The following is a 21937-nucleotide window of genomic DNA, read 5'->3' on the forward strand; positions in this document are numbered from 1 at the left end:
CCACCGTGCTCCGCAACATCCTCTCCGTCGGCGGGCTGACGCTGGTCAGCCGCGTCCTTGGCTTCCTGCGCGACGTCCTGACCGCAGCACTGCTCGGCGCCGGGCCGGTGGCCGACGCCTTCTTCGTGGCGTTCCGGCTGCCCAACCATTTCCGCGCCCTGTTCGCCGAGGGGGCCTTCAACTCGGCCTTCGTGCCGCTGTTCTCCGCCAAGCTGGTGCAGGACGGGCAGGCCGCCGCGAAGCGCTTCGCCGAGGAGGTGATGAGCCTGCTGCTGGCGGTGCAATTGCTGTTCCTGGCCGGCATCCTGGCGATCATGCCGCAGTTCATGACGGTCTTTGCGCCGGGCTTCTCCGACGAGCCGGAGAAGTTCCGGCTGGCCGTCCTCTTCACCAGCATCACCTTTCCGTACCTGCTGTTCATCTCGCTGGAATCGCTGCTGGCCGGGGTTCTGAACAGCATGGGGCGGTTCGGGGCGGCGGCGGCGGCGCCGATCCTGCTCAACCTGTGCCTGATCGCGGCGATGGTGCTGGCGGCACCGCTGATGCCCACGGTGGGCCACGCCCTGTCCTGGGGCGTCTTCGCCGCCGGGCTGGCGCAGTTCCTCTATCTCTATTGGGAGGCCAGCCGCGCCGGGATGGGGCTGCGGTTGCCCCTGCCGCGCCTGACGCCGGACGTGAAGCGGTTCCTGACCGTGCTGGGGCCGGCGGCGCTGGGGTCCGGCCTGACGCAGATCAACCTGTTCGTCGACACGCTGATCGCATCGCTGCTGCCCACCGGGGCGGTGTCCTACCTCTACTACGCGGACCGGCTGAACCAGTTGCCGCTGGGCGTCATCGGGATCGCGGTGGGAACCGTTCTGCTTCCGGAAATGGCCCGGCGCATCAAGGGCGGCGACGAGCCCGGCGCGGTGGAGAGCCAGAACCGGGCGGTGGAACTGTCGCTGGTGCTGACCCTGCCGGCCGCGGCCGCCTTCCTGGTCGCCGGCCTGCCCATCGTGTCGGTGCTGTTCCAGCACGGCGCCTTCGGCCCGACCGACGCGGCGCAGTCCGCCGCCACCCTGCAAGCCTACGCGCTGGGCCTGCCGGCCTTCGTGGTGATCCGCAGCCTCGTCAACGGCTTCTACGCCCGGCACGACACGGCGACCCCGGTGCGGGTGGCGCTGGCCGCGACGGTGGTCAACGTGGCGCTGAAACTGGCGCTGATGGGGCCGCTGGCCCAGGTCGGGCTGGCGGTGGCGACCTCGGTCGCCGCCTGGGTCAACGCCGGGCTGCTGGCGTGGCTGCTGACCCGGCGCGGGCTGTTCAAGGCCGACGCCCGGCTGCTGCGCAACCTGCCGCGCATGGCCATCGCGGCGCTCGCCATGGGCGGCACGCTGTGGCTGGTGCAGACCCAGCTGTCGTCCTGGCTGACCGCTCATGGGCTGTTCGAACGGCTGGGCGGGCTGGTGCTGCTGGGCCTTGCCGGCCTGCTGGTCTACGCCGTGCTGGCGGTGGCGCTGGGCCTGCTGCGCCGGTCGGACCTCGGGCGGTTCCGCCGGCGCCGCAAGAGCGCTTGATGGTTACGCCGCCGGCCCGTTCTTGACTGGGCGGGCCGGGTCGGCGGTCCATTCCGACATCGACCCGTCATAGAGCCGGACCCCGTCGATCCCCGCCACCTCGCTCAGCGCGAACCAGGACACCGAGGCGAGGTGGCCGGTGTTGCAGAAGGTGATCGTGGCATCGCCCGTCCCGGCCCGATCGGCCAGCGCCTTCACCGCGTCGGCGGGGAGGAAGCGCTTCTCGGCGGCGGAGTAGAAGGCGCCATTCTCGATCAGCACCGCCCCCGGCAGCGTGCCCGGAACGCGGGCCTGTGGGCTCTTGGCCTTGCCCTCGAACTGCTCGGCGGAGCGGGAATCCAGAAGCGGGACGGAGCCGCCGGCCACCGCCGCCGCGACCACGGGCAGGGGCGCGCGCAGGTCCTCGCGGGGGCCGCGGTGAAGGTTGCGGCGGGGCGGGTGGCGGCGGCCGTGACGACGGGATGTCCGGCGTCGCTCCAGGCGGCGAAGCCGCCGTCCAGCACCGACACGCGGTCATGGCCGAGCGTCTTGAAGGTCCAATAGACGCGCGTCGCGTTCCCCATGTCGGCGGCGCTCAGGCCGCTGGCGACCAGCACGACGTGGTCACCGTTGCCGATCCCCAGCCCGCCGATCAGCCCTTCCAGAACGGCCGTTTCGGGCAGCAGGCCCGGAACGCCGTCCACCGTCGCCCGCCAGCCGGCCTTCGCGTAGTCGGAATGGATCGAGCCGGGGATGAAGCCGCCCGACGGCGGCGTGCGCACGTCGAGGATCACGAGGTCCGGGCGGTTGAGGGCGCCCTTCAGCCAGGCGCTGTCGACCAGCGGGCGTTGGGATTCGGTCGTCATGGCTCTGCCTTCGCGGCTGGTTTCACGTCGGACGGGCAGGGTATCAACACAAGGCGGCGCAGGAAAACCAAATCTGCGCTGTTGTTTCCCATCCTTGTCGCAGGGCGTTGCGACGGTCGCCGTTGCCCCGGCGCGCCCGGTGCGGTAACTCTAGTCGGTTGACGGGTCCGATGACCCGGGGTGTAAGGAGTGCGGCATGGCCAACATCGACGATCTGCTGGGCGCCGGCTCGTCCGACGACATGAGCAGCGACGCCTTCGCCATCGGCGACGCGCCGGTCGAGATCAAGGTGGTCATCGGCACCGCCATGCTGCGCGTCCGCGACCTTCTGAAGCTGGGCCGCGGCGCCGTTGTGGAACTGGACCGGCACCTGAAGGACCCGACCGACGTCTATGTGGAGGGTGTGCTCGTCGCCCGCGGCGAGGTCGTCATCGTGGACGACAAGATCGGCGTCACGCTGACCGACTTCGTGAAATCCAGCCGCGAGTGGAAGCGCTAAGGTTTCGGCGCTTTGACGCGCTTGCGCAATGACATGTTCCGGGAGCGAAACGTCATGTTGCGCTCCCGGAACATTCATGTTGCGGCTTCGCAACGATCCTTACGGCGTCACTCGGCCGGTTCGGGGACCACGATGTCCAGCGGCGTGCCGGTGGCGTGGGCATAGAGCATCAGGTCGTTCAGCAGCTCGGCCTCCTGCTCGCCGGCGTCCTTGCGGCGGATGGCGACCAGCTTGTCGAGCGCCTTGATGTTGAAGCCGGCGGATTTGACCTCGCTGCGCAGGTCCTTCAGGTCGGCCTTCAGGCCGTCGATCTCGTCCATCAACCGCTCCATGCGGTCGGCGAACTGCTTCAACTGGTCGGCGGCGGTGGTGTTGAAACCGGTCGTCACGACGGTACCATCTCCTTCAGGAACGGGGACCCCGCGGCCTCCGGCGCCATGGCCGGGCCGCGGGGGGAGGCGCTGTTAGCACAGCTCGCGGCGCTTTGTCCGGGGACAACGCGCGTGGCTTGACGCGGCGTGGCCGGCAATGCTTTCGTGGCTGCGGCCGTCCCTGCGGCGCTGGAGAGCGAACACGATGTCCGACCTGCCGCCGCTTGGCACCCCGCGTCTCTTCTCGAATCCGCGCGTCGACACGGACCAGCCCTACGGCTCCGCCGAGCGGGCGATCCTGAGCCGCGCCGCTTTCCAAGACGCGATGAGCGAGATCGGCGCCTGGCCGGGCTACGCCCCGACCCCGCTGCGCTCCTTGAGCGGGCTGGCCCGCGCCGCCGGCATCGACCGCATCTGGTACAAGGACGAAAGCAGCCGCTTCAACCTGCACAGCTTCAAGGCGCTGGGCGGCGCCTACGCCGTGCTGCGCCTGCTGGTGCGCGAGGTGCAGGCCCGCGTGCCCGGCGTGCCGGTGACCGCGCTGGATCTGGTGGTCGGGCGCTACGCCAAGGTGACCCGCGGCATCACGGTGACCACGGCGACCGACGGCAACCACGGCCGCTCCGTCGCCTGGGGCGCCCAGGTGTTCGGCTGCGGCTGCGTCATCTACATTCCCGGCAACTGCTCGCAGGGGCGGCAGCAGGCGATCGAGTCCTTCGACGCCCGCGTCGTCCGCGTGGCCGGCAACTACGACGACGCGGTGCGGCAGGCCGCGGCGGACGCGCGGGAGCATGGCCGGCACGTCGTCTCCGACACCTCCTACACCGGCTACATGGACATTCCCCGCGACGTCATGCAGGGCTACACCGTGATGGTGGAGGAGGCGATCAGCCAGCTTCCGGCCAGCGAGCGCCCGACCCACGTCTTCGTGCAGGGCGGGGTGGGGGCCTTGCCCGCCGCCGTCTGCGGCCATCTGTGGGAAAGCTGGGGCCGCCAGCGCCCGCGCTTCGTGGTGGTGGAGCCGCACGCCGCCGACTGCCTGTACCAGAGCGCCGTCAACGGTCGCCCGACGCCGTCCAAGGGCGATCTGGAGACGCTGATGGCCGGGCTCGCCTGTGGCGAGGTATCCCTCCTGGCCTGGGCGATCCTGGAGCGCGGCGCCGACGATTTCCTGACCATCCCCGACGACGCGGCGGTGGCGACGATGCGCCTGTTGGCCGAGGGACGCCACGGCGGGCGGCCCATCGTGGGCGGGGAATCCGGTGTGGCCGGTCTGGCGGGCCTGCTCTGCGCCGCGGCGGACCCGGCGACCCGCGCCAGCCTGGGTCTTGCTCCGGACGCCCGCGTGCTGGTCTTCGGATCGGAAGGGGCGACCGACCCGGAGGTCTACGAGTCCCTGGTGGGCCGCAAGCCGGACGCGGTGCTGGGCGGCGCCTGACCCCTGCTTTGTCTCCGCATGGCCTGCCATGCGCGTTCCCCTGTTCTGGTCCCTTGCGTGAGCCCGGCGGGGCGTCCACCATGGCGTCCCATAAAAATCGGACCCCGCAGACTGGACATCAGGGAATGGACCGCAGAGACGTCAACCCGCTCGTCGCCGCCACGGAGGCCCCGCCCATCGCCGAGGCGTGGCGCTGGGTGGAAGGCCGCAGCTTTCCGGCGGACAAGCCGCTGATCGACCTCTGTCAGGCGGTGCCCGGCTACCCGCCCGCCGACGCGCTGACCGCCCATCTGGCCGAGCAGGTGCGGGCGCCGGACACCGCACGCTACACCGCCATCGACGGCATCCCGCCGCTGACCGCCGCGCTGGCCCGGCGCACCGGCTCGCTCTACGGCGCGGACGTCGCGGCGAGCGAGGTGCTGATCACCGCCGGCTGCAACCAGGCCTTCGCGGTGGCGGTGATGGGGCTGGCGCGGGCCGGCGACAACGTGATCCTGCCCGCCCCCTGGTACTTCAACCACAAGATGACGCTGGACATGCTGGGCATCGAGGCCCGGCCGCTGGCACTGCGCGAGGAGAACGGGCTGATCCCCGACCCGGCGGAGGCCGAGCGGCTGATCGACGCCGGCACCCGCGCGCTGGTGCTGATCTCCCCCAACAACCCGACCGGCGCCATCGCCCCGCCCGAGGCCATCGCGGCGCTGTACGAGCTGTGCGAGCGGCGCGGTGTCAAGCTGCTGCTCGACGAGACCTACCGCGACTTTCCGGATTGGGAGGGGCGGGCGCCGCATGGGCTGTTCCAGCGGCCGGGCTGGCGGCGCACGCTGGTCCAGCTCTACAGCTTCTCCAAGGTCTACAGTCTCGCCGGCTACCGGGTCGGCGCGGTGATCGCCGACGCCGGCCTGCTGTCCCAGGCGCGCAAGGTGATGGATTGCCTGGCCATCTGCGCCCCGCATGTCGGGCAGAAGGCGGCGCTGTTCGGGCTGGAGAATCTCGACGGCTGGGTGGCGGAGAAGCGCGGCGACATCCTGGCCCGCGTCCACGCCTTCCAATCGGCAATGGAGGCCAGCGGCACCGGCTACCGCATCGCCAGCATCGGGGCCTATTTCGCCTATGTCCGGCATCCCTTCGCCGGCAGGCGCGCCCACGACGTGGCCGAGGGGCTGGCCCGCGATCACAACATCCTGTGCCTGCCCGGTTCCATGTTCGGTCCCGGCCAGGACGATTACCTGCGCTTCGCCTTCGCCAACGTCGACGCGGCGGTCATGCCGGAGATCGCCCGGCGCCTCAAGGAAAGCGAAGCGTAAGGACGCTCAGCGGATCAGGTGGGTGACGATGTTGGCGCCCACCGCCGCCAGATGGTCGGCGTTGTCGCGGTAGTCGAGGCTGCCGGAGAAACCGCCGGCGGCCCGCACCCGCTCGATCCAGGCGGGGGCGGCCCCCAGCGCGACCAGACGCTTCACCATCTGGTCGGTGGAGCGCAGCGTCATGCGGCCGTTCTCGGCCAGACGCGGGGCGTGCACCATGAACTCCGCGGTCGGGGCGGCGTAGCGCGGGTAGCCGGCCAGATAAAGGCCGACGCACATGCTCTCGCAGGACTGTCCGCCGGCCACGCGGGTGGCAACGGCACGCCCGGCCTGCCGTTCCGCCAGCATCAGGTCGATCATGCGGTAGCCCGCGGTCGTGAAGCCGCCGGGGCTGGACAGTTCGACCACCACCGGCTGGCCGGCCGGCACGCTGCGCAGCGCGTCGGAGAAGCGCTGCTCCACGGCCGGGGTGATGATGCCGTCCAGCCGCAGCGTGGTGGAGTCCACCTGATCGACGCGGACCAGCGTGGCGTCGGGGAAGTCGGAGGCGACGGGCGGCGGCGCCGGGTTCGGACGGTTCACCGACAGGCTGTCGGCGGTCGCGGCCCCAGACGAGCCGACGGCCAGCAGCAGCCCCAGAACCATCATGCGTGCAGTCGCGCGAACCGGCATCGAAACCTCCTTGCTCTGCGAAGGAAGGTGCCGGGAAATGCTTGCGTGATGGTTAACGCCAGGCCTGCCCAAAGGTGCAACGTCCCTCGCCGCAGGCTGTTTATGGAGGAAGGCGATCGTTCGGGCTGTGAATGGTGAAACAATTTTGCGCATTTTGCGCTGCGACCATGCTGATTCTGTGGGCCGCTCAGGGCTTAGCGGCGGAATTGGTTAATAATGTGGCACCGCAACAATTATCGAGCGGCTGCGGAACGCCGGCCCCGGCAACGGTGCCCGACCATGTGACGTTGGACGGGGCGGCACGCGGCGTGATCGTGGCCGTGCCGGAGGGCTACCGCCCCGACCGTCCTTTCAGCCTCGTCGTCGCCTTCCACGGGCGGACCAACAGCAACGCCGAGGTGCGGCGCTACTTCGGCCTGGAAGGGCAGGCGGAGGAGCCGGCGATCGTCGTCTATCCCGCCAGCCTGAAGGACTCCCGTGGCTTGAACGTCTGGTCCGACCCCGGCGACCCGCCGGACCGGCTGCGCGATTTCCGGCTGTTCGACGCCGTTCTGGAAAGCATGGCGGCGAGCTATTGCATCGACATGGGCCGGGTGTTCGTCGTCGGCCATTCCCTGGGCGGGTCCTTCGCCAACAGCCTCGCCTGCGCGCGGGGCGGGGTGATCCGCGGGCTGGCCAGCCTCGGCGGAGGGGCTGCGCGGCCCAAGGACTGCGGCGGACCGGTCGCCGCCATGGTCCTGCACAACCCGCGCGACGAGCAGGTGCCGCTGTCCGAAGCCCTGCGCCTGCGCCGCGCGCTGCTGGCCCAGGACGGGTTGCCGACGGGCAGCGAGCCCGACGAGCCGCGCCGCTTCAATTGCCGCCGCTACGGCGCCGAGGGCGAGGCCAACCCGGTGCTGTGGTGCCCGCTGGCCGACGACCGGACGCGCAACGGTCGCTTTTACCCGCATCAATGGCCGCAAGGGGTGGGGTCGGCGATCATGGCCTTCTTCGCGCGGCTGGACTGAGCTTCATCGTCCGCAAAAACGATTGTTGGCGGTGCCCATTGCCGAGGCCGCCTCATTCCGCCAAGATGCCGTGAAAACGACCATCAGGGAAGAAACGCATTGATGTCAGACAGCGCCGCCGTGGCGGCCGCCCTGCGGACGGAGGGGGCGGACAAGGCCGCGCTCCGCCTGGACGGCGTGACCTGCACCTTTCCATCGCCCGACGGGCGCGGGCAGACCTACACGGCGGTCCAGGGCGTGACCCTGTCGGTCGCCGCGGGGGAGTTCGTGTCCATCGTCGGGCCGACCGGCAGCGGCAAATCGACGATCCTGAACGTCGCGGCGGGGCTGCTCGCCCCCAGTTCCGGGCGTGCCTTGACCTTCGGGGAGCCGGTCGACGGCATCAATCCGCACGCCGGTTACATGTTCCAGGCGGACGCGCTGATGCCCTGGAAGTCGGCGCTGGAGAATGTCGCCGCCGGGCTGGAGTTCCGTGGCGTGCCGCGGCGCGAGGCGGAGGAGCGGGCGCGCCCCTGGCTGGCCCGCGTCGGGCTGGACCGCTTCGGCGACCGCTACCCCCACCAGCTCTCCGGCGGGATGCGCAAGCGGGTGGCGCTGGCCCAGACGCTGATCGTCGATCCGAAGATCGTGCTGATGGACGAGCCCTTCTCGGCGCTCGACATCCAGACGCGGCAGCTGATGGAGAACGAGCTGCTCGACCTGTGGTCGGCGGACCGCAAGTCGGTGGTCTTCATCACCCACGACCTGGAGGAGGCCATCTCCATGTCCGACCGGGTGCTGGTGCTGTCGGCCGGCCCCGGCGCGCGGCTGATCGGCGAGTACCGGGTGGATCTGGAGCGCCCGCGCGACGTGGCGGAGATCCGCATGACGCCGCGCTTCCTCGACCTGCACCGGGAGATCTGGGGGCAGCTGCGCGAGGAAGTGCTGAAGGGCTACGCCCAAACCAAACTGAAATGACGTCCAAGCCGACGTGAGGACCCCATGGCCGTGGCCCGTGTGAAACGCCTGCCGAGCCGCCCGGTGATCCTGCTGCTGCAGGTCGCCGTGCTGATCGGTTTCTTCCTGATCTGGCACGTCCTGACCGCGACGAAGATCCTGAGCCCCTTCTTCTTCGGCACGCCGCTGGCGGTGCTGGAGCGCACCTGGAGCGACTTCGCATCCGGGGTGATCTGGTACCATCTGGGAATCACGCTTCTGGAGACCGCGCTGGCCTTCGTCATCGGGACGGTGGCGGGAATCGCCTTCGGATTCTGGTTCGCCCGCGCGCCGTTGGTCTCCATCGTCTTCGACCCCTACATCAAGGCGGTCAACGCGCTGCCCCGCGTGGTGCTGGCGCCGATCTTCGCGCTGTGGCTCGGCCTCGGCATCTGGTCGAAGGTGGCGCTGGGGGTGACGCTGGTCTTCTTCATCGTCTTCTTCAACGTCTACCAGGGCGTGAAGGAGGTCAGCCCGGTGGTGCTGGCCAACGCCAGGATGCTGGGGGCGAGCAACCGGCACCTGTTCCGGCACGTCTATCTGCCGTCCGCCCTGTCCTGGGTCTTTTCCAGCCTGCACACCGCGGTCGGCTTCGCCATGGTCGGCGCGGTGGTGGGCGAGTATCTCGGCTCCGCCGCCGGCCTCGGCTACCGCATCCATCAGGCGGAGGGGGTGTTCGACACGGTCGGCGTCTTCTCCGGCATGCTGGTGCTGACGATCTTCGTCGTGGTGATCGACGCCGTGGTGACCGTCATCGAGAAACGCCTTCTGCACTGGCGCCCGCAGGAGGCGCAGACGACCAACGCGCAGGGATGACTGCGCCATACAGAAAGAAACTTGGGAGGGAAGCCATGCGTATGAAAAGCGTGATCGCCGCCGCGGCGGTGGTCCTGGCCTTCGGCATCGGCGGGGCGAACGCCCAGCAGGTGGAGAAGAAGGACCTGAAGCTGGCGGTCGGCGGCAAGCCGCTGCTCTATTACCTGCCGCTGACGGTGGCGGAGCGGCTCGGCTACTTCAAGGAGGCCGGGCTGAACGTCGAGATCAACGACTTCGGCGGCGGCGCCAAGAGCCTCCAGGCGCTGGTCGGCGGCTCGGCGGACATCGTGACGGGCGCCTTCGACCACACGGTGCAGATGCAGGCCAAGGGTCAGCCGATCACCGCCGTCGCCCTGCTGGGCCGCTATCCGGGCATCGTTCTGGCCGCGGTCAACAAGGCCGGCACGATCACGTCGATCAAGGAGCTGAAGGGCAAGAAGATCGGCGTGACCGCCCCCGGCTCCTCGACCAACTTCATGGTCAACTACCTGCTGACCCAGCACGGCATGACGCCGGAGGATGTGTCCTTCATCGGCGTCGGCGGCGGCCCCAGCGCGGTGGCCGCGGTGAAGCGCGGCGAAATCGACGCCATCGCCAACCTCGACCCGGTGATCAGCCAGCTGGAGGCCGACGGCGACGTCACCACCATCGCCGACACCCGGACGGAGAAGGGCACGCTGGACACCTACGGCGGGCCGTACCCGGCGGCGGTGCTCTACACCACGCCGGCCTTCATCAAGGAGAATCCGAAGACCACCCAGGCGCTGGTCGACGTCTTCGTGCGGACACTGAAGTGGCTGGATCAGGCCAAGACCGAGGACGTCCTGAAGGTCCTGCCGCCGGAATACTTCCTCGGCAACCAGACGCTCTACGCCCAGGCCTTCGAGCATTCGAAGCCGACCTATTCGCCCGACGGCCGGTTTTCCCAGGAGGGGGCGGAGGCCGCCTACAAGGTGCTGAAGGCCTTCGACAAGGCGGTCGCCGCGACGGACATCGACCTGTCCAAGACCTACACCAACACCTACGTCGAGGACTCGCTGAAGCGCATCAAGTGATTTGTTCCCTCTCCCGCCCCGGGAGAGGGTGCCCGCGACAGCGGGCGGGTGAGGGTCGTCCAAGGATGGAGCCGGTGATCCTTGGCGATACCCTCACCCTCCCACCGCTTCGCGGCGGGTCCCTCCCTCTCCCGGGGCAGGAGAGGGGAGACGGGTGCGACATTCCGTCACCGGCACCCCCGGTCTCCGCGCCGGTAGACTGGACCTAATTCGTCCTGTTTCGATGCGGAGCACCAACCCTATGACGGAAGTGATCTTTTACGGTCTGTCCGGCTGCACGGCGAACGCCAAGCAGAAGCTTCAACTCCAGGCCGCCGGCCACACGCTGGTGGAGCGCGATCTGGCCGCCGAACCCCTCACCGCCGAAACCCTGCGCCCCTTCTTCGAGGACCGTCCGGTCGAGGACTGGTTCAACCGCCGCGCCGCCGCCGTGAAGACCGGCGCCGTGAAGCCCGACGAGCTGGACGAGGAGTCGGCGCTGGCCGCCCTGCTGGCCGACCGCGACCTGATCCGCCGCCCGCTGCTCCAGGTCGGGGCGGACCGCAAGGCCGGATTCGACCCCAACACGCTGCACGCCTGGATCGGCCTGACCGCGTCTGGCGAAAGCTGCGACGACAAGCATTCGCGCGGCGTCTGCGACCACGGCCATCACCATTTCCCGAAGCAGGGCTGAGCGCGGAATCAACTGGCGGGGGGACCGGGGGGAGTGGTTGAATGCCGGGCTATGGACCGGCCCGACCAAGAGCTTGCGGAACTCCTCACCAGCCTGGGCGCGCGGCTCTCCGCCGCGCCGCCCGGCGTACTGAACGATTTTCGGGAGCCGTTGCGGGCGTTGCGCGACCAGCTGACGGCCGCCCTGGACGACCCGGTTCCGAGCCATCTCCTGGAGGCAGGCGAGGCGCATTTCCGCGCGCTGCTGTCCGATGCCATCGGCTGCGTCTCCGAAGGCTTTGTGCTGTTCGGCGCCGACGGGCGGCTGGTGCTGTGCAACGACCGCTACCGCGCCGCCTACCCGCTGCTGTCCGACCATCTGGTTCCCGGCGTCCGTTTCGCCGACCTGCTGCGGGTCGCGGTGGAGCGGGGTGCGGCCGGCGACGATCTCGGCGACCCGTCCGACTGGATCGCCGAGCGGCTGAACCGCCACATCCGCAGCGGGCCGCCGACCGACCACCGGCTCGGCGACGGGCGCTGGTACCGCATCAGCGAGCACGCCACACGCTTCGGCGGCGTGGTCAAGATCCTCACCGACATCACCGAACTGAAGCGCCACGAGGAGGCGCTGGCCGACAGCGAGGCGCGCTACCGCCGGCTGGTCGAGATGGCCCCCTACGGCATCCTGATCTGGGACGGGCTGCGGCTGCGTTTCGCCAACCGCTCCGCCGCGCTGATTCTGGGCAATGGCGATCCCGATGCGATGCTGCGCATCCCGCTGGTCGAGGCGACGGAGTTCGACGGGGTGCAGCGCCTGTTCGACTGGCTGCCCCCGCCCGGCAGCGGTCCGGAGGCCCCGCCGCCGGTCGAGGCCCGCTTCCTCACCGCGCAGGGCGCCCTGCGGGAGCTGGAGGTCGGCATCCACCCCTTCGCGGTCGAGGGCGACGCGGCGTGGTTCCTCGTGCTCACCGACATCACCGGGCGCAAGCAGGCGGAGCGGGCCATCCAGCAGGCCCAGAAGATGCAGGCCATCGGCCAACTGGCCGGCGGCATCGCGCACGAGTTCAACAACATGCTGACCGCCATCGGCGGCTTCGCCCAGATGGCCCGCCGCGCCCCGCAGGACCGCCCGCGGGTCGAGCAATGCCTGACCGAGATCGTCAAGGCAACCGACCGCGCCTCCGGCCTGACCGCCCAGCTTCTCAGCTTCGGGCGGCCCGGCCAGACCGACGCGGCGCGTCCCGTGCGCGTCGGCGCGGTGATCGACGATTTGCGCCGCTTCCTCGGCCCCACGCTGGGCGAACGCCACCCGCTGCGGATCGAGGGCGCGGGCGGCGGGGCGGTGGTGACCATCGACCCGGCCCTGCTGCACCAGTCGCTGCTCAACCTCGTGCTCAACGCGCGCGACGCCATGCCGGAGGGCGGGCCGATCACCATCGCGGTGGAGCGGACGGACGATCTCGGAGTCACCATCACCGTTGCCGACACCGGTTGCGGCATCGACCCGGCGGTGATCGACCGCATCTTCGAGCCCTTCTTCACCACCAAGGAGCCGGGGGCCGGAACCGGGCTGGGGCTGGCGCTGGTCTATTCCACGGTCGCGCGGGCGGGCGGCACGGTGGAGGTGGACAGCGAGCCGGGGCGCGGCACCATCTTCACGCTCCGCTTCCCGGTGGAGGACCTCGCAGAGCCGCAGCAGGCGGACGCTCCCGGCCTGGACGCCTTCGGTCTGGACGCCTTCGGTCTTGACAGCGCCGTGTTCCTCGACGCGGAGGACGACGAGATGGAGGGGCTGTCGATGGCCGCCACCGTCCTGCTGGTCGAGGACGAGGCGCAGGTGCGCGACTTCATCCGCCTGACGCTGGAGGACCTGGGCATGCGGGTGGTCTGCGCCGCCGACGGCACCGAGGCCCTGCGCGCCTACGCCGACCATGGCGGAGCCTTCGACCTGCTGGTGACCGACCTCGTGATGCCGCAGGTCGGCGGCGCGTCGGTGGCCCGTGCCCTGCGCCGGGAGAATCCGGACCTTCCCACCGTCCTGATGTCCGGCTACCCGCCGGAGACGGAACGCCTGGACGACCTGCTGGCGGATGGATGCCGCACCGTCTTCCTGCGCAAGCCGATCAACCCGGACGAGCTGGCCGACGCGATCCACGCGTTGCTGATCTGATGGCGGGGCATCGATGAACGCCGCTCCGCCGTCCTCCACCCTTTCGACCGACGGCATTCCCATCGGAGCCTACGACGTCGACGCGCTCCTGGGCGAACTGAGCGGCGACGCGCCGGAGGAGTCGCCGGAGTCCGCCGTCTGCGTCCGGGTCGAGGAGATCTTCGCCCCCGCCGCGCGATTCCTGATCGCGGAGGAGCTGGCGGAGTTCCTGGAGACGCGAGGCATCACCCCCACCGAATTCTTGCACAAGGTGGAGCCGCAGCGCTCCTTCCTCGACTGGCCGCGCCGCGCCCAGGTTCTGGAGCGGGTCGCGCAGCGGCAGGCCCGCCCCGGCCGCCGGTCGCCCGCCATGCGGCTGGAGGAGCTGAAGCGGCTGGAGCAGGAGGTGCTGGCCGTCACCGCCCGGCGCGCCCACAGCGGCACCGCCCTGTCCATCGACGCCAAGCAGTTCGCTGCCACGGTGGCCCAGACCATGGCGCGGACGCCGGGCTTCGCCGGACGCCACACCATCGATTGCTGGCTGTCCGCCTGGTTGGGGGAAGGGCGCAACCACGAGCTTCGGCTGGTGCGCATCCTGTCGCTCGACGGCGACGGGCTGTCCGGCGAGGGCATCGCCATCCTCGACCAGATCGTCGGGGAGATGCTGGCCAACGGGCTGGTGGTCGAGGCGCTGTTCGGCTGGGCGGACGGGCTGCGTGGCGTGCTGGACGCCATGGCGATGGTCTGGCGGGGCGAGGCGCCGTCGCACCCCGACGCCCCGGCGGTCCTGCACCGTCTGTCCGCCTTCGTCGCCCGCCATCAGGCGCGCGCCGCCCGGCTGGGGCTGGAAGCGGGGGTTCACCACGCCCTGCTGGGGGACGCGCCGCTGTCCGGCACCAAGGCGGAGCCGAACAGCGTCGCGGCGGTGCTGGACGAGCTGTCGGCGATCAGCCTCCTCGCCGCGCGCCTGACGGTGAAGGGCGGGGTGATCGGCGGCGAGCGCACGACGCGGCTGATCGACCGGCGGGTGGCGCTGCTGCTGTCCGGCGCGCGGCTGGAGGCGGTGCTGCACGCCAAGAGCCATTACGCCCGCATCGTCGATCTGCTGGCCTTCGAAGGGGCGGTGTCGGGGGAGCGCAGCCGACGCATGATCGTCGCCCATCTGCGCCGCCATCTCGAGGCCCGCGACTTCACCCAGCGCCTGTTCGAGACGGCGCGCACGCCGCGCGCCCGCATCAAGGCGCTGGCCGACCTGCAACGGCGCGTGGCGCGCTCCACCCTGCCGGACGGGCTGCGCGAGCGCTACGTTCGCATGCTCGACGAGATCCAGAACACCTTCCTGCGCACCAACAAGGTCTTCGCCCGCATCGCCAAGGACCGTCCGCCCAACGTCGACGAGGTCATGGAGTTCGCCAGCCTGCTCGCCGAGGGGGCCTTCACCGAGGGGAAATGCGTGGCGGCGGCGCGCGAGCTGGTCGGGCACCATGTCCGCTCCACCGCCTTCCTGCGCGGCTACCTCGCCCGCTGCAAGGACGCGACGGAGCAGCGGGCCGACCGCTTCGCGCAGTTCTTCGCCACGCTGGCCGGCGCCGGTCTGCCGATGCGCGCCATGAACACGCTGCGCGTCCTGCTGGCCGACGACGAGCCGGCCGCCCGCGGCTATGTCGAGATGATCCTGCGCGACCTCGGCATCACCGACCTGACCATCGCCCAGGACGGGCGCGAGGCGCTGACCCGGTTCGAGGAGCGGCAGGGCGCCTTCGACCTCATCGTCTGCGACTGGAAGATGCCGCGCCTGTCGGGGTTGGAGTTCCTGAAGCTCGTCCGCGCGGTGCGTCCCGACATGCCCTTCCTGATGGTCACCGCGCTCGCCACCATCATCGCGGTCGAGGAGGCCATGGCCCACGACGTCACAGCCTACATCGCCAAGCCCTTTTCTCCCGAACAGCTCGAAGAGAAGATCCTGGTTCTGGTGAACCGGCGCTGAGCGGTGGAAATCGTATGCTCACGGTAGAATCCGATCGTACGAAGGCGAACAGCGAAACGGGCTGTTAACGGCTCCCCTCCTATTACGGGTCTATGCGGATCGCGCCTTGCGCGGCGGTACACCCATGACGATGGAGCGGGGCTCCGTGGATCTTTCCGGCCGGGGCGGGCTGCCCCCACCGACACCGACCTTGATGTCCGTGCCGTCCGGCCGGCCGGGGACGCGGCGCCGCGCCGCGGGCCGGGCGGGCTGACCGACCTGCTGTTCCTCATGCTCGGCGCCGCCGGCCTGCTGGCCGTGATGATGCCGGAGGAGGGGCGCGACCGGCTGATGCTGCCGCTTGGCGTGATGACGCTGGCGATGGCCGCGCTGGCCGTGCTGTCGGTGCGCCGCGCCCGCGCCGCGGCGGCCGCCCTGGACCGCTCCGCCCGCCTGCTGCGCGCCGCCAACGAGGAGCTGGCGGCCAGCCGCCAGCGCTTCCGCGACTTCGCCGAGGCCGCGTCCGACTGGTTCTGGGAAAGCGCCCCCGACCACCGCTACACCTATGTGTCCGAACGGCTGCCGGAGATCCTCGGCGGCGACCCGGCCCCGGTGTTCGGCGAATCGCTGCTCGACCTCGGCGCGCTGGTCGAGGACACCGACACCTGGCTGGACCATCTGGCCGACATCGAGGCCGGGCGGGCCTTCCGCGACCTGGAGGTGACGCTGCGCGACGGGGCGGGCGACACCCGCGTCTTCCGCATCAGCGCCCAGCCCTTCACCGACGCGGACGGGCGGTTCGCCGGCTACCGCGGCACCGGCATCGAGACGACCGCCGAGACGCTGGCCCTGGTCGAGGCGCGCTTCATGCAGTCGGTGGTGCACGATGCGCTGTCCAGCATCTCCGAGGGCTTCGTGCTGTTCAGCCCGGACGACCGGCTGATCTTCTGCAACGAGCGTTACCGCAGCGCCTATCCGAATCTGGCTGACGTGCTGGTGCCCGGCACCGCCTTCAAGGACATCCTGCGTGCCGCGGCCGAGCGCGGCGGGTACGAGGGCGACGACCGCGAGATGGCCGACTGGATCGCCGAGCGGATGAAGCGCCACCTGCTGCACACCGATCCGGTGGACGGCCGCCTGTCCGACGGGCGCTGGTACCGCATCAGCGAGCACGCCACCGGCTCCGGCGGCATCGTGAAGATCCTGATGGACATCACCGAGCTGAAGCGGCGCGAGGAGCAGCTCGCCGGCCAGACGGAGCGGCTGGAGGCCACCGTCAGCGCGCTCAGCGAGAGCGAGAAGCGCTACCGCCAGCTGGTCGAACTGGCGCCCTACGGCATCGTCCTCTGGGACCGCCGGGCCATCCGCTTCGGCAACGCCGCGGCGGCGTCCATCCTGGGGGTGGACGGCAGCGGCGGGCTGGAGGGGCTGGACCTCAACCGCTTCATCGTCGAGGCGGAGACGGTGACCTCGCGGCTGGGGCTCGGGGCGGACGGCGACCACCAGCGGGTGGAATGCGCGATCGCCCGCCCGTCGGGCGAGCAGCGTCATGTCGAGATCGGCGCTTTCCCCGCGGTCTACCAGCGGGAGGCGGCGGTTCTCCTGGTGCTGAACGACGTGACCGAGCGCCGCCGCGCCGAGGCGGAGCTGCAGAAATCGCAGAAGATGGAGGCGGTGGGCCGCATGGCCGGCGGCATCGCCCACGAGTTCAACAACATGCTGACCGCCATCGGCGGCTTCGCCCGGCTGGCCGAGCGGGCGCCGGACGATCCGGCGCGCGTCACCACCTGCGTGCGGGAGATCGCCAAGGCGTCCGACCGGGCCGCCGCGCTGACCGCCCAACTTCTCGACTTCTCGCGCCGCCGTCCGTCCGACGAGACGGAGGTGGTGGCGCTGGCGCCGCTGGTGCGCGACCTGAAGGTCTTCCTGAAGCCGCTGATGAGCGCCGGCATCGACCTGGACATCCGGATCGGCGACGGGGACGCCCACGCCGTCGCCAACCCGGTGATGCTGAACCAGGCCATCCTGAACCTCGCCCTCAACGCCCGCGACGCCATGCCCGACGGTGGGCGCCTGACCATCGCGCTGGACAGCGTCCTGCCGGACGTCGGCTTCTTCGGTCGGCACGGCGCGCTGGCGCACGGGCGCTACGCCGTGATCCGGGTGATCGACGAGGGCTGCGGCGTGCCGGAGGCGGTGCGCGACCGCATCTGGGAGCCCTTCTTCACCACCAAGGAGCCGGGCAAGGGGACCGGCCTCGGCCTGTGGATGGTCTACGGCACCGCCCGGCAGGCCGGCGGGGCGGTCGAGATGGAGGCCGGAGCGGATGGGCGCGGCAGCGTCTTCTCCATCCATCTGCCCGCCGTCCCCGCTCCCGTTCCGGCCGGTTCGCTGGTGGACGGGCTGGGGCTGGGCGAGGACGAGGGGGCCGCCATCCTGCTGGTGGACGACGAGGATTCCGTGCGTACCTATGTCCGTCTGGCGCTGGAGGAGGCCGGCTGCACGGTGACCGAGGCGGTGGACGGGCTGGACGCGCTGGAGCGCTGGGACGAATGCGGCGGGCTGTTCGACGCCGTGGTGTCCGACATGTCCATGCCCCGCATGAACGGGCTGGAACTGAGCCGCGCCCTGACGGAGCGCAATCCCAACCTGCGCATCCTCTTCCTGACCGGCTACGCGTCCCATGAAACGGCGGCGGACATGACGGCACAGCCGGGCCGCCGGATCGTCATGAAGCCAGTGGCCCCGGACCGCCTGATCGAGGCGGTGCGTGAATTGCTGGCCGAATGAGACGGGGTTAGCGCATGGCATCGGACCAGAGCATCGCGGACGGCCGGGACAGCGGCCGTGACCCGGACACGGACGGTGGGGGCGACGCCGCCGTCTGCCGGACCCCGGACGACTTCTACACCCCGCAGGGCCGCGACGGCATCGGCCGGCACTGCCAGCGCTATTTCGATGAGAACGCGCTGACCCCGACCGAGCTTCTGCATTCCCCCCGTCACCAGCAGAGCCTGTCGAACATCCCGACCTTCGTCGCCATCCTGCAGCAGGCGGAACGGGCAATGGACCGCAAGGGCGCGCTGACCGCCCTGGTCAACGAAGTGGCGCGGCTGACCCGCGAGCGGCTGAAGGACGCCCAGCCGCCGGACCTGACGCCGGCCAGCTACGCGGCCACGGCCGAACGGCTGATCGCCGCCCGCGACGCCTTCACCGGGCGCTTCATGCTCGACGCGGCGCTGACCACCCACCTGTACCAGGGCCGCAGCTTCGCCGAGAAGGCGCGGCTCCTGCTGGAACTGGCGGACGGCCTGGAGGACGCCGACGCGCTGGCGCCGCTCGACCGGCTGCTCGGCGAGATCCTGCGCAGCGACACCGGCACCGCCTCCTGCGCCATGGATGCGCCCTTCGTCGACCGGGTGGACATGATCGTGTCGCTGATCGCCGGGGACAAGCCGCTGTCCGACGAGGCGCCGCCGGTCTTCCGTGGGCTTGAGGCTCTGCTGCGCCGCACCGCCATGCCGGTGCTGAGCGACAGCCTGATCGTCGCGCTGCGCCGCGAATTGTCGAAGCCCGACCGGTTCACCATCACCAGCGCCGGCGACCTGTTCGGGGTGGAGGCGGTTCAGCGGGAGATCATGGCGCTGAGCCAGGTGTCGCAGCGGCTGCGCACCGGGGAGGGCTATTTCGGCGGCGCCCGGACGGAGGCGGCGCTCCAGCGGCGCAGCGCCCTGCTGGTCAACGAAGACACGCTGCCCGAGATCACCAAGGGGCGGACGCTGATGCAGAAGCTCCGCATCCTGTTCGTCCTCCAGAGGATGCCCCTGTCGCCGAGCGCCGAGCGGGCGGTGAACGGCTATCTGACCCAGTTCTTCGATGGACGCGATTTCGCCGGGCGCCTGCTCGACTGCTGGAAGGAGAAGACCGAGAAGCTGAAGGGGCTGGCCGAGGTCCAGAAGCTCGTGCTCGACAGCGCCTTTGCCGAGGACGCCCGCGAGCATATGGCCGGGCAGATCGACGAAATCCAGAACGCCTTCATCCGCACCCAGCGCCTGCTGAGCCCCCTCCAGGGCAAGGACGAGCCGAACCCCGACACGGTGCTGGAAATGGTGCGGATGGCCGGCGACGGCGCCTTTTGCCGCGGCAAGAGCCGGGCGGCGGTCGCCAAGGCGCTGTACCGGCAGGTGCACCGGCCGCGCTTCGTGCGCTCCTTCCTGCTGGGCGCCACCGGCGGCAAGGAGCGCTCGGCCCGCGCCTCCTGGATGCGCGGGGCGCTGGGGGTGATCGGCGTGCCCTTCATCGACCTCGGCGCCATCCGCGTCCTGGTCGTCGACGACGAGGACGGGCCGCGGCACTTCGTCGAATCGGTGCTGCGCGACCTCGGCATCGGCCACATCGACACGGCGGCGGATGGCCAGGAGGCGCTGCTCCGGCTGGCCGGGGACGGGAGCTACGACCTGATCGTCTGCGACTGGATGATGCCGAAGGCGAGCGGTCTCGACGTGCTGCGCCGCGTGCGCGAGGTGCGGCGCGATCTGCCCTTCCTGATGGTGACCGCGCTCGCCACGCTGAAGGCCGTGGAGCGGGCGCTGGCCCACAACGTCAGCGCCTACATCGCCAAGCCCTTCACCCCGGAGCAGCTCGAGGAAAAGGTCTTTCTCGTCCTGACGCAGAAATCGGCGCCCGGCGCCTGAGCGGAGCAATCAAAGCTGGCTGCGGCATTCTTTTGTGTCTCCTTTGAGTTATCTATTTTCGGGCTGCGACACCAAAACAATCTCGATGGTTGCTCTGAAATTGTTTGAATTTCTTTGAGGGAGATTAAATAAAACTATTAATAAATGAGTCACGATTGCTTCGATAGCATTCCGGCAAAGGAACGGCCCGCGCGCCACCGCCCGTCGGCGCGGATTTGTCGGAAGGGTTGTCATGTTCGATAATTTGTCCATCCGCTCGAAGCTCTGGGGATTGGTGGCTCTGGCGAGCATCGCGTCGGCGGCCATCGTCGGTGCCGGCCTCTGGCTGAATTACCAGCGCATGCACGCCGACCGCGTCCAGTCCCTGCGCTTCATGGTCGAGGCCGCCCACAGCATGGCCGCCGCTTACGAGGCGGAGGCCGCCGCCGGTCGGATCACGCGGGAGGAGGCGCAGGCCCGCTTCAAACGGTCGCTCCTGGGCATGCGCTATGGCGGACAGGAGTATCTGTTCGCGATCACCCTGGACGGCTTCGGCTTCGCCCATCCCAGCCCGAAGATGATGGGGCAGGATGTGTCCGGCGTGAAGGACACCAAGGGGGCGCCGATCCTGATGGACATGGCGCGGATCGCCAAGGGTTCGGGTGAAGGCACCTACGGCTATTTCTGGAACGTCGCCCCGAACAGCGACGAGACGGCGGCGAAGCTGTCCTACATCAAGACCTTCCAGCCCTGGGGCATCTACATCGGGACGGGCGTCTTCATCGACGACATCCGCGGCGCCTTCCTGGGCACGCTGTGGACGGTTCTGGCGGTGGCCGGTCTTCTGGCGGTGCCGGCGGTTGGACTGATCGCGCTGGTCGGGGTGCGGCTCAGCGCCACGATCCGCAGCCTCAGCGTCCGCATGCACGCCCTGGCGGACGGCGACCTTTCCGTCGCCTTTCCCGAGGCGACCCGCCGCGACGAGATCGGCGCCATGGCCAGCGCCGCCCGCGTGTTCCTGAGCAACGCCGAGGAGAAGAAGCGCCTGGAAGCCGATCAGGCCGCCGCGCTGCGCCGCTCGGAGGAGGACAAGCGCCGCACCCTCGCCGGCCTCGCCGAACGGTTCGAGCGGAGCGTCGGCGAGGTGATGAAGTCGGTGTCGCACGAAACCGAGGCGATGGAGCGCGAGGCCCAGGAGATGACCCGCGCCGCCGGTCAGACCGACCGGCTGGCCGGTGCCGTGGCGTCGGCGACGGAGCAGACCTCGGCCAACGTGCAGACGGTCGCGGTGGCCACGGAGCAGTTGTCCGGCTCGGTGGGGGAGATCAGCCGCCGGGTCGCCGACGCCTCGCGGATCGCACGCGACGCCGCCACCGCGTCGGAACGCGCCACCGGCAAGGTGACCGGGCTGGCCGAGGCGGTCGGGCGGATCGGCACCGTGGTCAGCCTGATCAACGACATCGCCGCCCAGACCAACCTGCTGGCGCTGAACGCGACCATCGAGGCGGCCCGCGCGGGCGAGGCCGGCAAGGGCTTCGCGGTGGTCGCCGGCGAGGTGAAGAGCCTCGCCAGCCAGACCGCCCGCGCCACCGAGGAGATCGCCACCCAAGTCGCCGGCGTCCAGTCCGCGACCGGCGAGGCGGTGGCGGAGATCGGCGGGGTGGCGCGCGTGATCGAGCAGGTGAACGGCATCGCCACGATCATCGCCTCGGCGGTGGAGGAGCAGGGCGCGGCGACCCAGGCGATCAGCCGCAACGTGCAGCAGGCCGCCGACGTCACGCGCGACGTGGCGCGCGACATTTCCGGCGTCACGGCCGCCGCCGGGCAGTGCGGGAAGATGGCCTACGCCGTGCTGGAGGCATCCCGGCAGCTGGCCCAGCAGTCGGAGACCCTGAACGGCGAGATCGGCGGCTTCCTGCGGACCCTGCGCACGCAGTGACCGGAGGCGCGCCGCGCC

The 21937-nt window shown here is 70.2% G+C and carries 18 protein-coding genes; 14 read left to right on the forward strand and 4 right to left on the reverse strand.

Annotated features, from left to right (window positions below; genetic code table 11):
- Positions 1 to 5 precede the first annotated feature (5 nt).
- Positions 6 to 1556, forward strand: a complete 1551-nt coding sequence (gene murJ / locus D3869_RS13465; protein ID WP_137140436.1) for a murein biosynthesis integral membrane protein MurJ — start codon at positions 6 to 8, stop codon at positions 1554 to 1556.
- Positions 1557 to 1559: 3 nt separating this feature from the next.
- Here murJ and D3869_RS33730 read toward each other — a convergent pair whose 3' ends face one another.
- Positions 1560 to 1922, reverse strand: coding sequence for a sulfurtransferase (locus D3869_RS33730; RefSeq protein ID WP_247895645.1), 363 nt, complete (start codon positions 1920 to 1922; stop codon positions 1560 to 1562).
- Entirely contained in the window at positions 1811 to 2401 is a 591-nt protein-coding gene (locus tag D3869_RS13470; RefSeq protein WP_247895646.1) for a rhodanese-like domain-containing protein, read from the reverse strand. Before D3869_RS13470 ends, D3869_RS33730 begins: the two co-directional genes overlap by 112 nt.
- A gap of 196 nt (positions 2402 to 2597) precedes the next feature.
- On the opposite strand from D3869_RS13470, the gene fliN reads away from it, so the two are divergent.
- Complete coding sequence (fliN, locus tag D3869_RS13475) at positions 2598 to 2900, forward strand: flagellar motor switch protein FliN (protein ID WP_014240218.1); 303 nt, start codon at positions 2598 to 2600, stop codon at positions 2898 to 2900.
- A 107-nt stretch (positions 2901 to 3007) separates the two neighbouring features.
- On the opposite strand, the gene D3869_RS13480 is transcribed toward fliN, so the two are convergent.
- Positions 3008 to 3289: a DUF2312 domain-containing protein gene (locus D3869_RS13480; RefSeq protein ID WP_014240219.1), complete on the reverse strand. Its 282-nt coding sequence runs from the start codon at positions 3287 to 3289 to the stop codon at positions 3008 to 3010.
- Positions 3290 to 3476: 187 nt separating this feature from the next.
- On the opposite strand from D3869_RS13480, the gene D3869_RS13485 reads away from it, so the two are divergent.
- Together D3869_RS13485 and D3869_RS13490 are read left to right on the forward strand one after the other, a co-directional pair.
- Positions 3477 to 4709: a diaminopropionate ammonia-lyase gene (locus D3869_RS13485; RefSeq protein WP_137140437.1), complete on the forward strand. Its 1233-nt coding sequence runs from the start codon at positions 3477 to 3479 to the stop codon at positions 4707 to 4709.
- A gap of 125 nt (positions 4710 to 4834) precedes the next feature.
- Positions 4835 to 6016 carry an aminotransferase gene (locus D3869_RS13490; RefSeq protein WP_137140438.1) on the forward strand — a complete coding sequence of 394 codons (1182 nt, stop codon included), beginning with the start codon at positions 4835 to 4837 and terminating at the stop codon, positions 6014 to 6016.
- 6 nt (positions 6017 to 6022) lie between these two features.
- Here the strand turns inward: D3869_RS13490 and D3869_RS13495 are convergent, their stop codons facing one another.
- On the reverse strand, positions 6023 to 6688 hold the full coding sequence (locus D3869_RS13495) for an ATP-dependent Clp protease proteolytic subunit (protein ID WP_137140439.1): 666 nt from the start codon (positions 6686 to 6688) through the stop codon (positions 6023 to 6025).
- Between the two features lie 269 nt (positions 6689 to 6957).
- On the opposite strand from D3869_RS13495, the gene D3869_RS13500 reads away from it, so the two are divergent.
- The 10 genes from D3869_RS13500 (at position 6958) to D3869_RS13545 (ending at position 21919) form a co-directional block, all read left to right on the forward strand.
- Positions 6958 to 7695 carry an alpha/beta hydrolase family esterase gene (locus tag D3869_RS13500; protein ID WP_175426464.1) on the forward strand — a complete coding sequence of 246 codons (738 nt, stop codon included), beginning with the start codon at positions 6958 to 6960 and terminating at the stop codon, positions 7693 to 7695.
- A 102-nt stretch (positions 7696 to 7797) separates the two neighbouring features.
- On the forward strand, positions 7798 to 8652 hold the full coding sequence (locus tag D3869_RS13505; RefSeq protein WP_137140441.1) for an ABC transporter ATP-binding protein: 855 nt from the start codon (positions 7798 to 7800) through the stop codon (positions 8650 to 8652).
- A 24-nt stretch (positions 8653 to 8676) separates the two neighbouring features.
- Positions 8677 to 9486, forward strand: coding sequence for an ABC transporter permease (locus tag D3869_RS13510; RefSeq protein ID WP_137114389.1), 810 nt, complete (start codon positions 8677 to 8679; stop codon positions 9484 to 9486).
- Positions 9487 to 9521: 35 nt separating this feature from the next.
- The gene (locus tag D3869_RS13515) at positions 9522 to 10541 is read left to right on the forward strand and encodes an ABC transporter substrate-binding protein (protein ID WP_137140442.1); all 1020 of its coding nucleotides are present in this window, start codon (positions 9522 to 9524) and stop codon (positions 10539 to 10541) included.
- Positions 10542 to 10782: 241 nt separating this feature from the next.
- Positions 10783 to 11214 carry an ArsC/Spx/MgsR family protein gene (locus D3869_RS13520; protein ID WP_035673230.1) on the forward strand — a complete coding sequence of 144 codons (432 nt, stop codon included), beginning with the start codon at positions 10783 to 10785 and terminating at the stop codon, positions 11212 to 11214.
- A gap of 51 nt (positions 11215 to 11265) precedes the next feature.
- The gene (locus D3869_RS13525; RefSeq protein ID WP_137140443.1) at positions 11266 to 13362 is read left to right on the forward strand and encodes an ATP-binding protein; all 2097 of its coding nucleotides are present in this window, start codon (positions 11266 to 11268) and stop codon (positions 13360 to 13362) included.
- A 13-nt stretch (positions 13363 to 13375) separates the two neighbouring features.
- Complete coding sequence (locus D3869_RS13530; RefSeq protein ID WP_137140444.1) at positions 13376 to 15328, forward strand: response regulator; 1953 nt, start codon at positions 13376 to 13378, stop codon at positions 15326 to 15328.
- 270 nt (positions 15329 to 15598) lie between these two features.
- Positions 15599 to 18097, forward strand: coding sequence for a hybrid sensor histidine kinase/response regulator (locus D3869_RS13535; protein WP_247895647.1), 2499 nt, complete (start codon positions 15599 to 15601; stop codon positions 18095 to 18097).
- A 14-nt stretch (positions 18098 to 18111) separates the two neighbouring features.
- Entirely contained in the window at positions 18112 to 20001 is a 1890-nt protein-coding gene (locus D3869_RS13540) for a response regulator (protein WP_137140445.1), read from the forward strand.
- A gap of 232 nt (positions 20002 to 20233) precedes the next feature.
- Positions 20234 to 21919 (forward strand): methyl-accepting chemotaxis protein, encoded by a 1686-nt coding sequence (locus D3869_RS13545; RefSeq protein WP_137140446.1) that lies wholly within the window; start codon positions 20234 to 20236, stop codon positions 21917 to 21919.
- Positions 21920 to 21937 lie beyond the last annotated feature (18 nt).

The sequence above is a fragment of the Azospirillum brasilense genome (assembly GCF_005222205.1).
GTDB lineage: Bacteria > Pseudomonadota > Alphaproteobacteria > Azospirillales > Azospirillaceae > Azospirillum > Azospirillum brasilense_G.

What these genes read in the sequence shown, in the direction of transcription:
- D3869_RS13470 (WP_247895646.1), bottom strand. Translation starts at nt 2,401, where the DNA reads ATGACGACCGAATCCCAACGCCCGCTGGTCGACAGCGCCTGGCTGAAG.
- fliN (WP_014240218.1), top strand. Translation starts at nt 2,598, where the DNA reads ATGGCCAACATCGACGATCTGCTGGGCGCCGGCTCGTCCGACGACATG.
- D3869_RS13485 (WP_137140437.1), top strand. Translation starts at nt 3,477, where the DNA reads ATGTCCGACCTGCCGCCGCTTGGCACCCCGCGTCTCTTCTCGAATCCG.
- D3869_RS13490 (WP_137140438.1), top strand. Translation starts at nt 4,835, where the DNA reads ATGGACCGCAGAGACGTCAACCCGCTCGTCGCCGCCACGGAGGCCCCG.
- D3869_RS13495 (WP_137140439.1), bottom strand. Translation starts at nt 6,688, where the DNA reads ATGCCGGTTCGCGCGACTGCACGCATGATGGTTCTGGGGCTGCTGCTG.
- D3869_RS13505 (WP_137140441.1), top strand. Translation starts at nt 7,798, where the DNA reads ATGTCAGACAGCGCCGCCGTGGCGGCCGCCCTGCGGACGGAGGGGGCG.
- D3869_RS13510 (WP_137114389.1), top strand. Translation starts at nt 8,677, where the DNA reads ATGGCCGTGGCCCGTGTGAAACGCCTGCCGAGCCGCCCGGTGATCCTG.
- D3869_RS13515 (WP_137140442.1), top strand. Translation starts at nt 9,522, where the DNA reads ATGCGTATGAAAAGCGTGATCGCCGCCGCGGCGGTGGTCCTGGCCTTC.
- D3869_RS13520 (WP_035673230.1), top strand. Translation starts at nt 10,783, where the DNA reads ATGACGGAAGTGATCTTTTACGGTCTGTCCGGCTGCACGGCGAACGCC.
- D3869_RS13525 (WP_137140443.1), top strand. Translation starts at nt 11,266, where the DNA reads ATGGACCGGCCCGACCAAGAGCTTGCGGAACTCCTCACCAGCCTGGGC.
- D3869_RS13530 (WP_137140444.1), top strand. Translation starts at nt 13,376, where the DNA reads ATGAACGCCGCTCCGCCGTCCTCCACCCTTTCGACCGACGGCATTCCC.
- D3869_RS13535 (WP_247895647.1), top strand. Translation starts at nt 15,599, where the DNA reads ATGCTCGGCGCCGCCGGCCTGCTGGCCGTGATGATGCCGGAGGAGGGG.
- D3869_RS13540 (WP_137140445.1), top strand. Translation starts at nt 18,112, where the DNA reads ATGGCATCGGACCAGAGCATCGCGGACGGCCGGGACAGCGGCCGTGAC.
- D3869_RS13545 (WP_137140446.1), top strand. Translation starts at nt 20,234, where the DNA reads ATGTTCGATAATTTGTCCATCCGCTCGAAGCTCTGGGGATTGGTGGCT.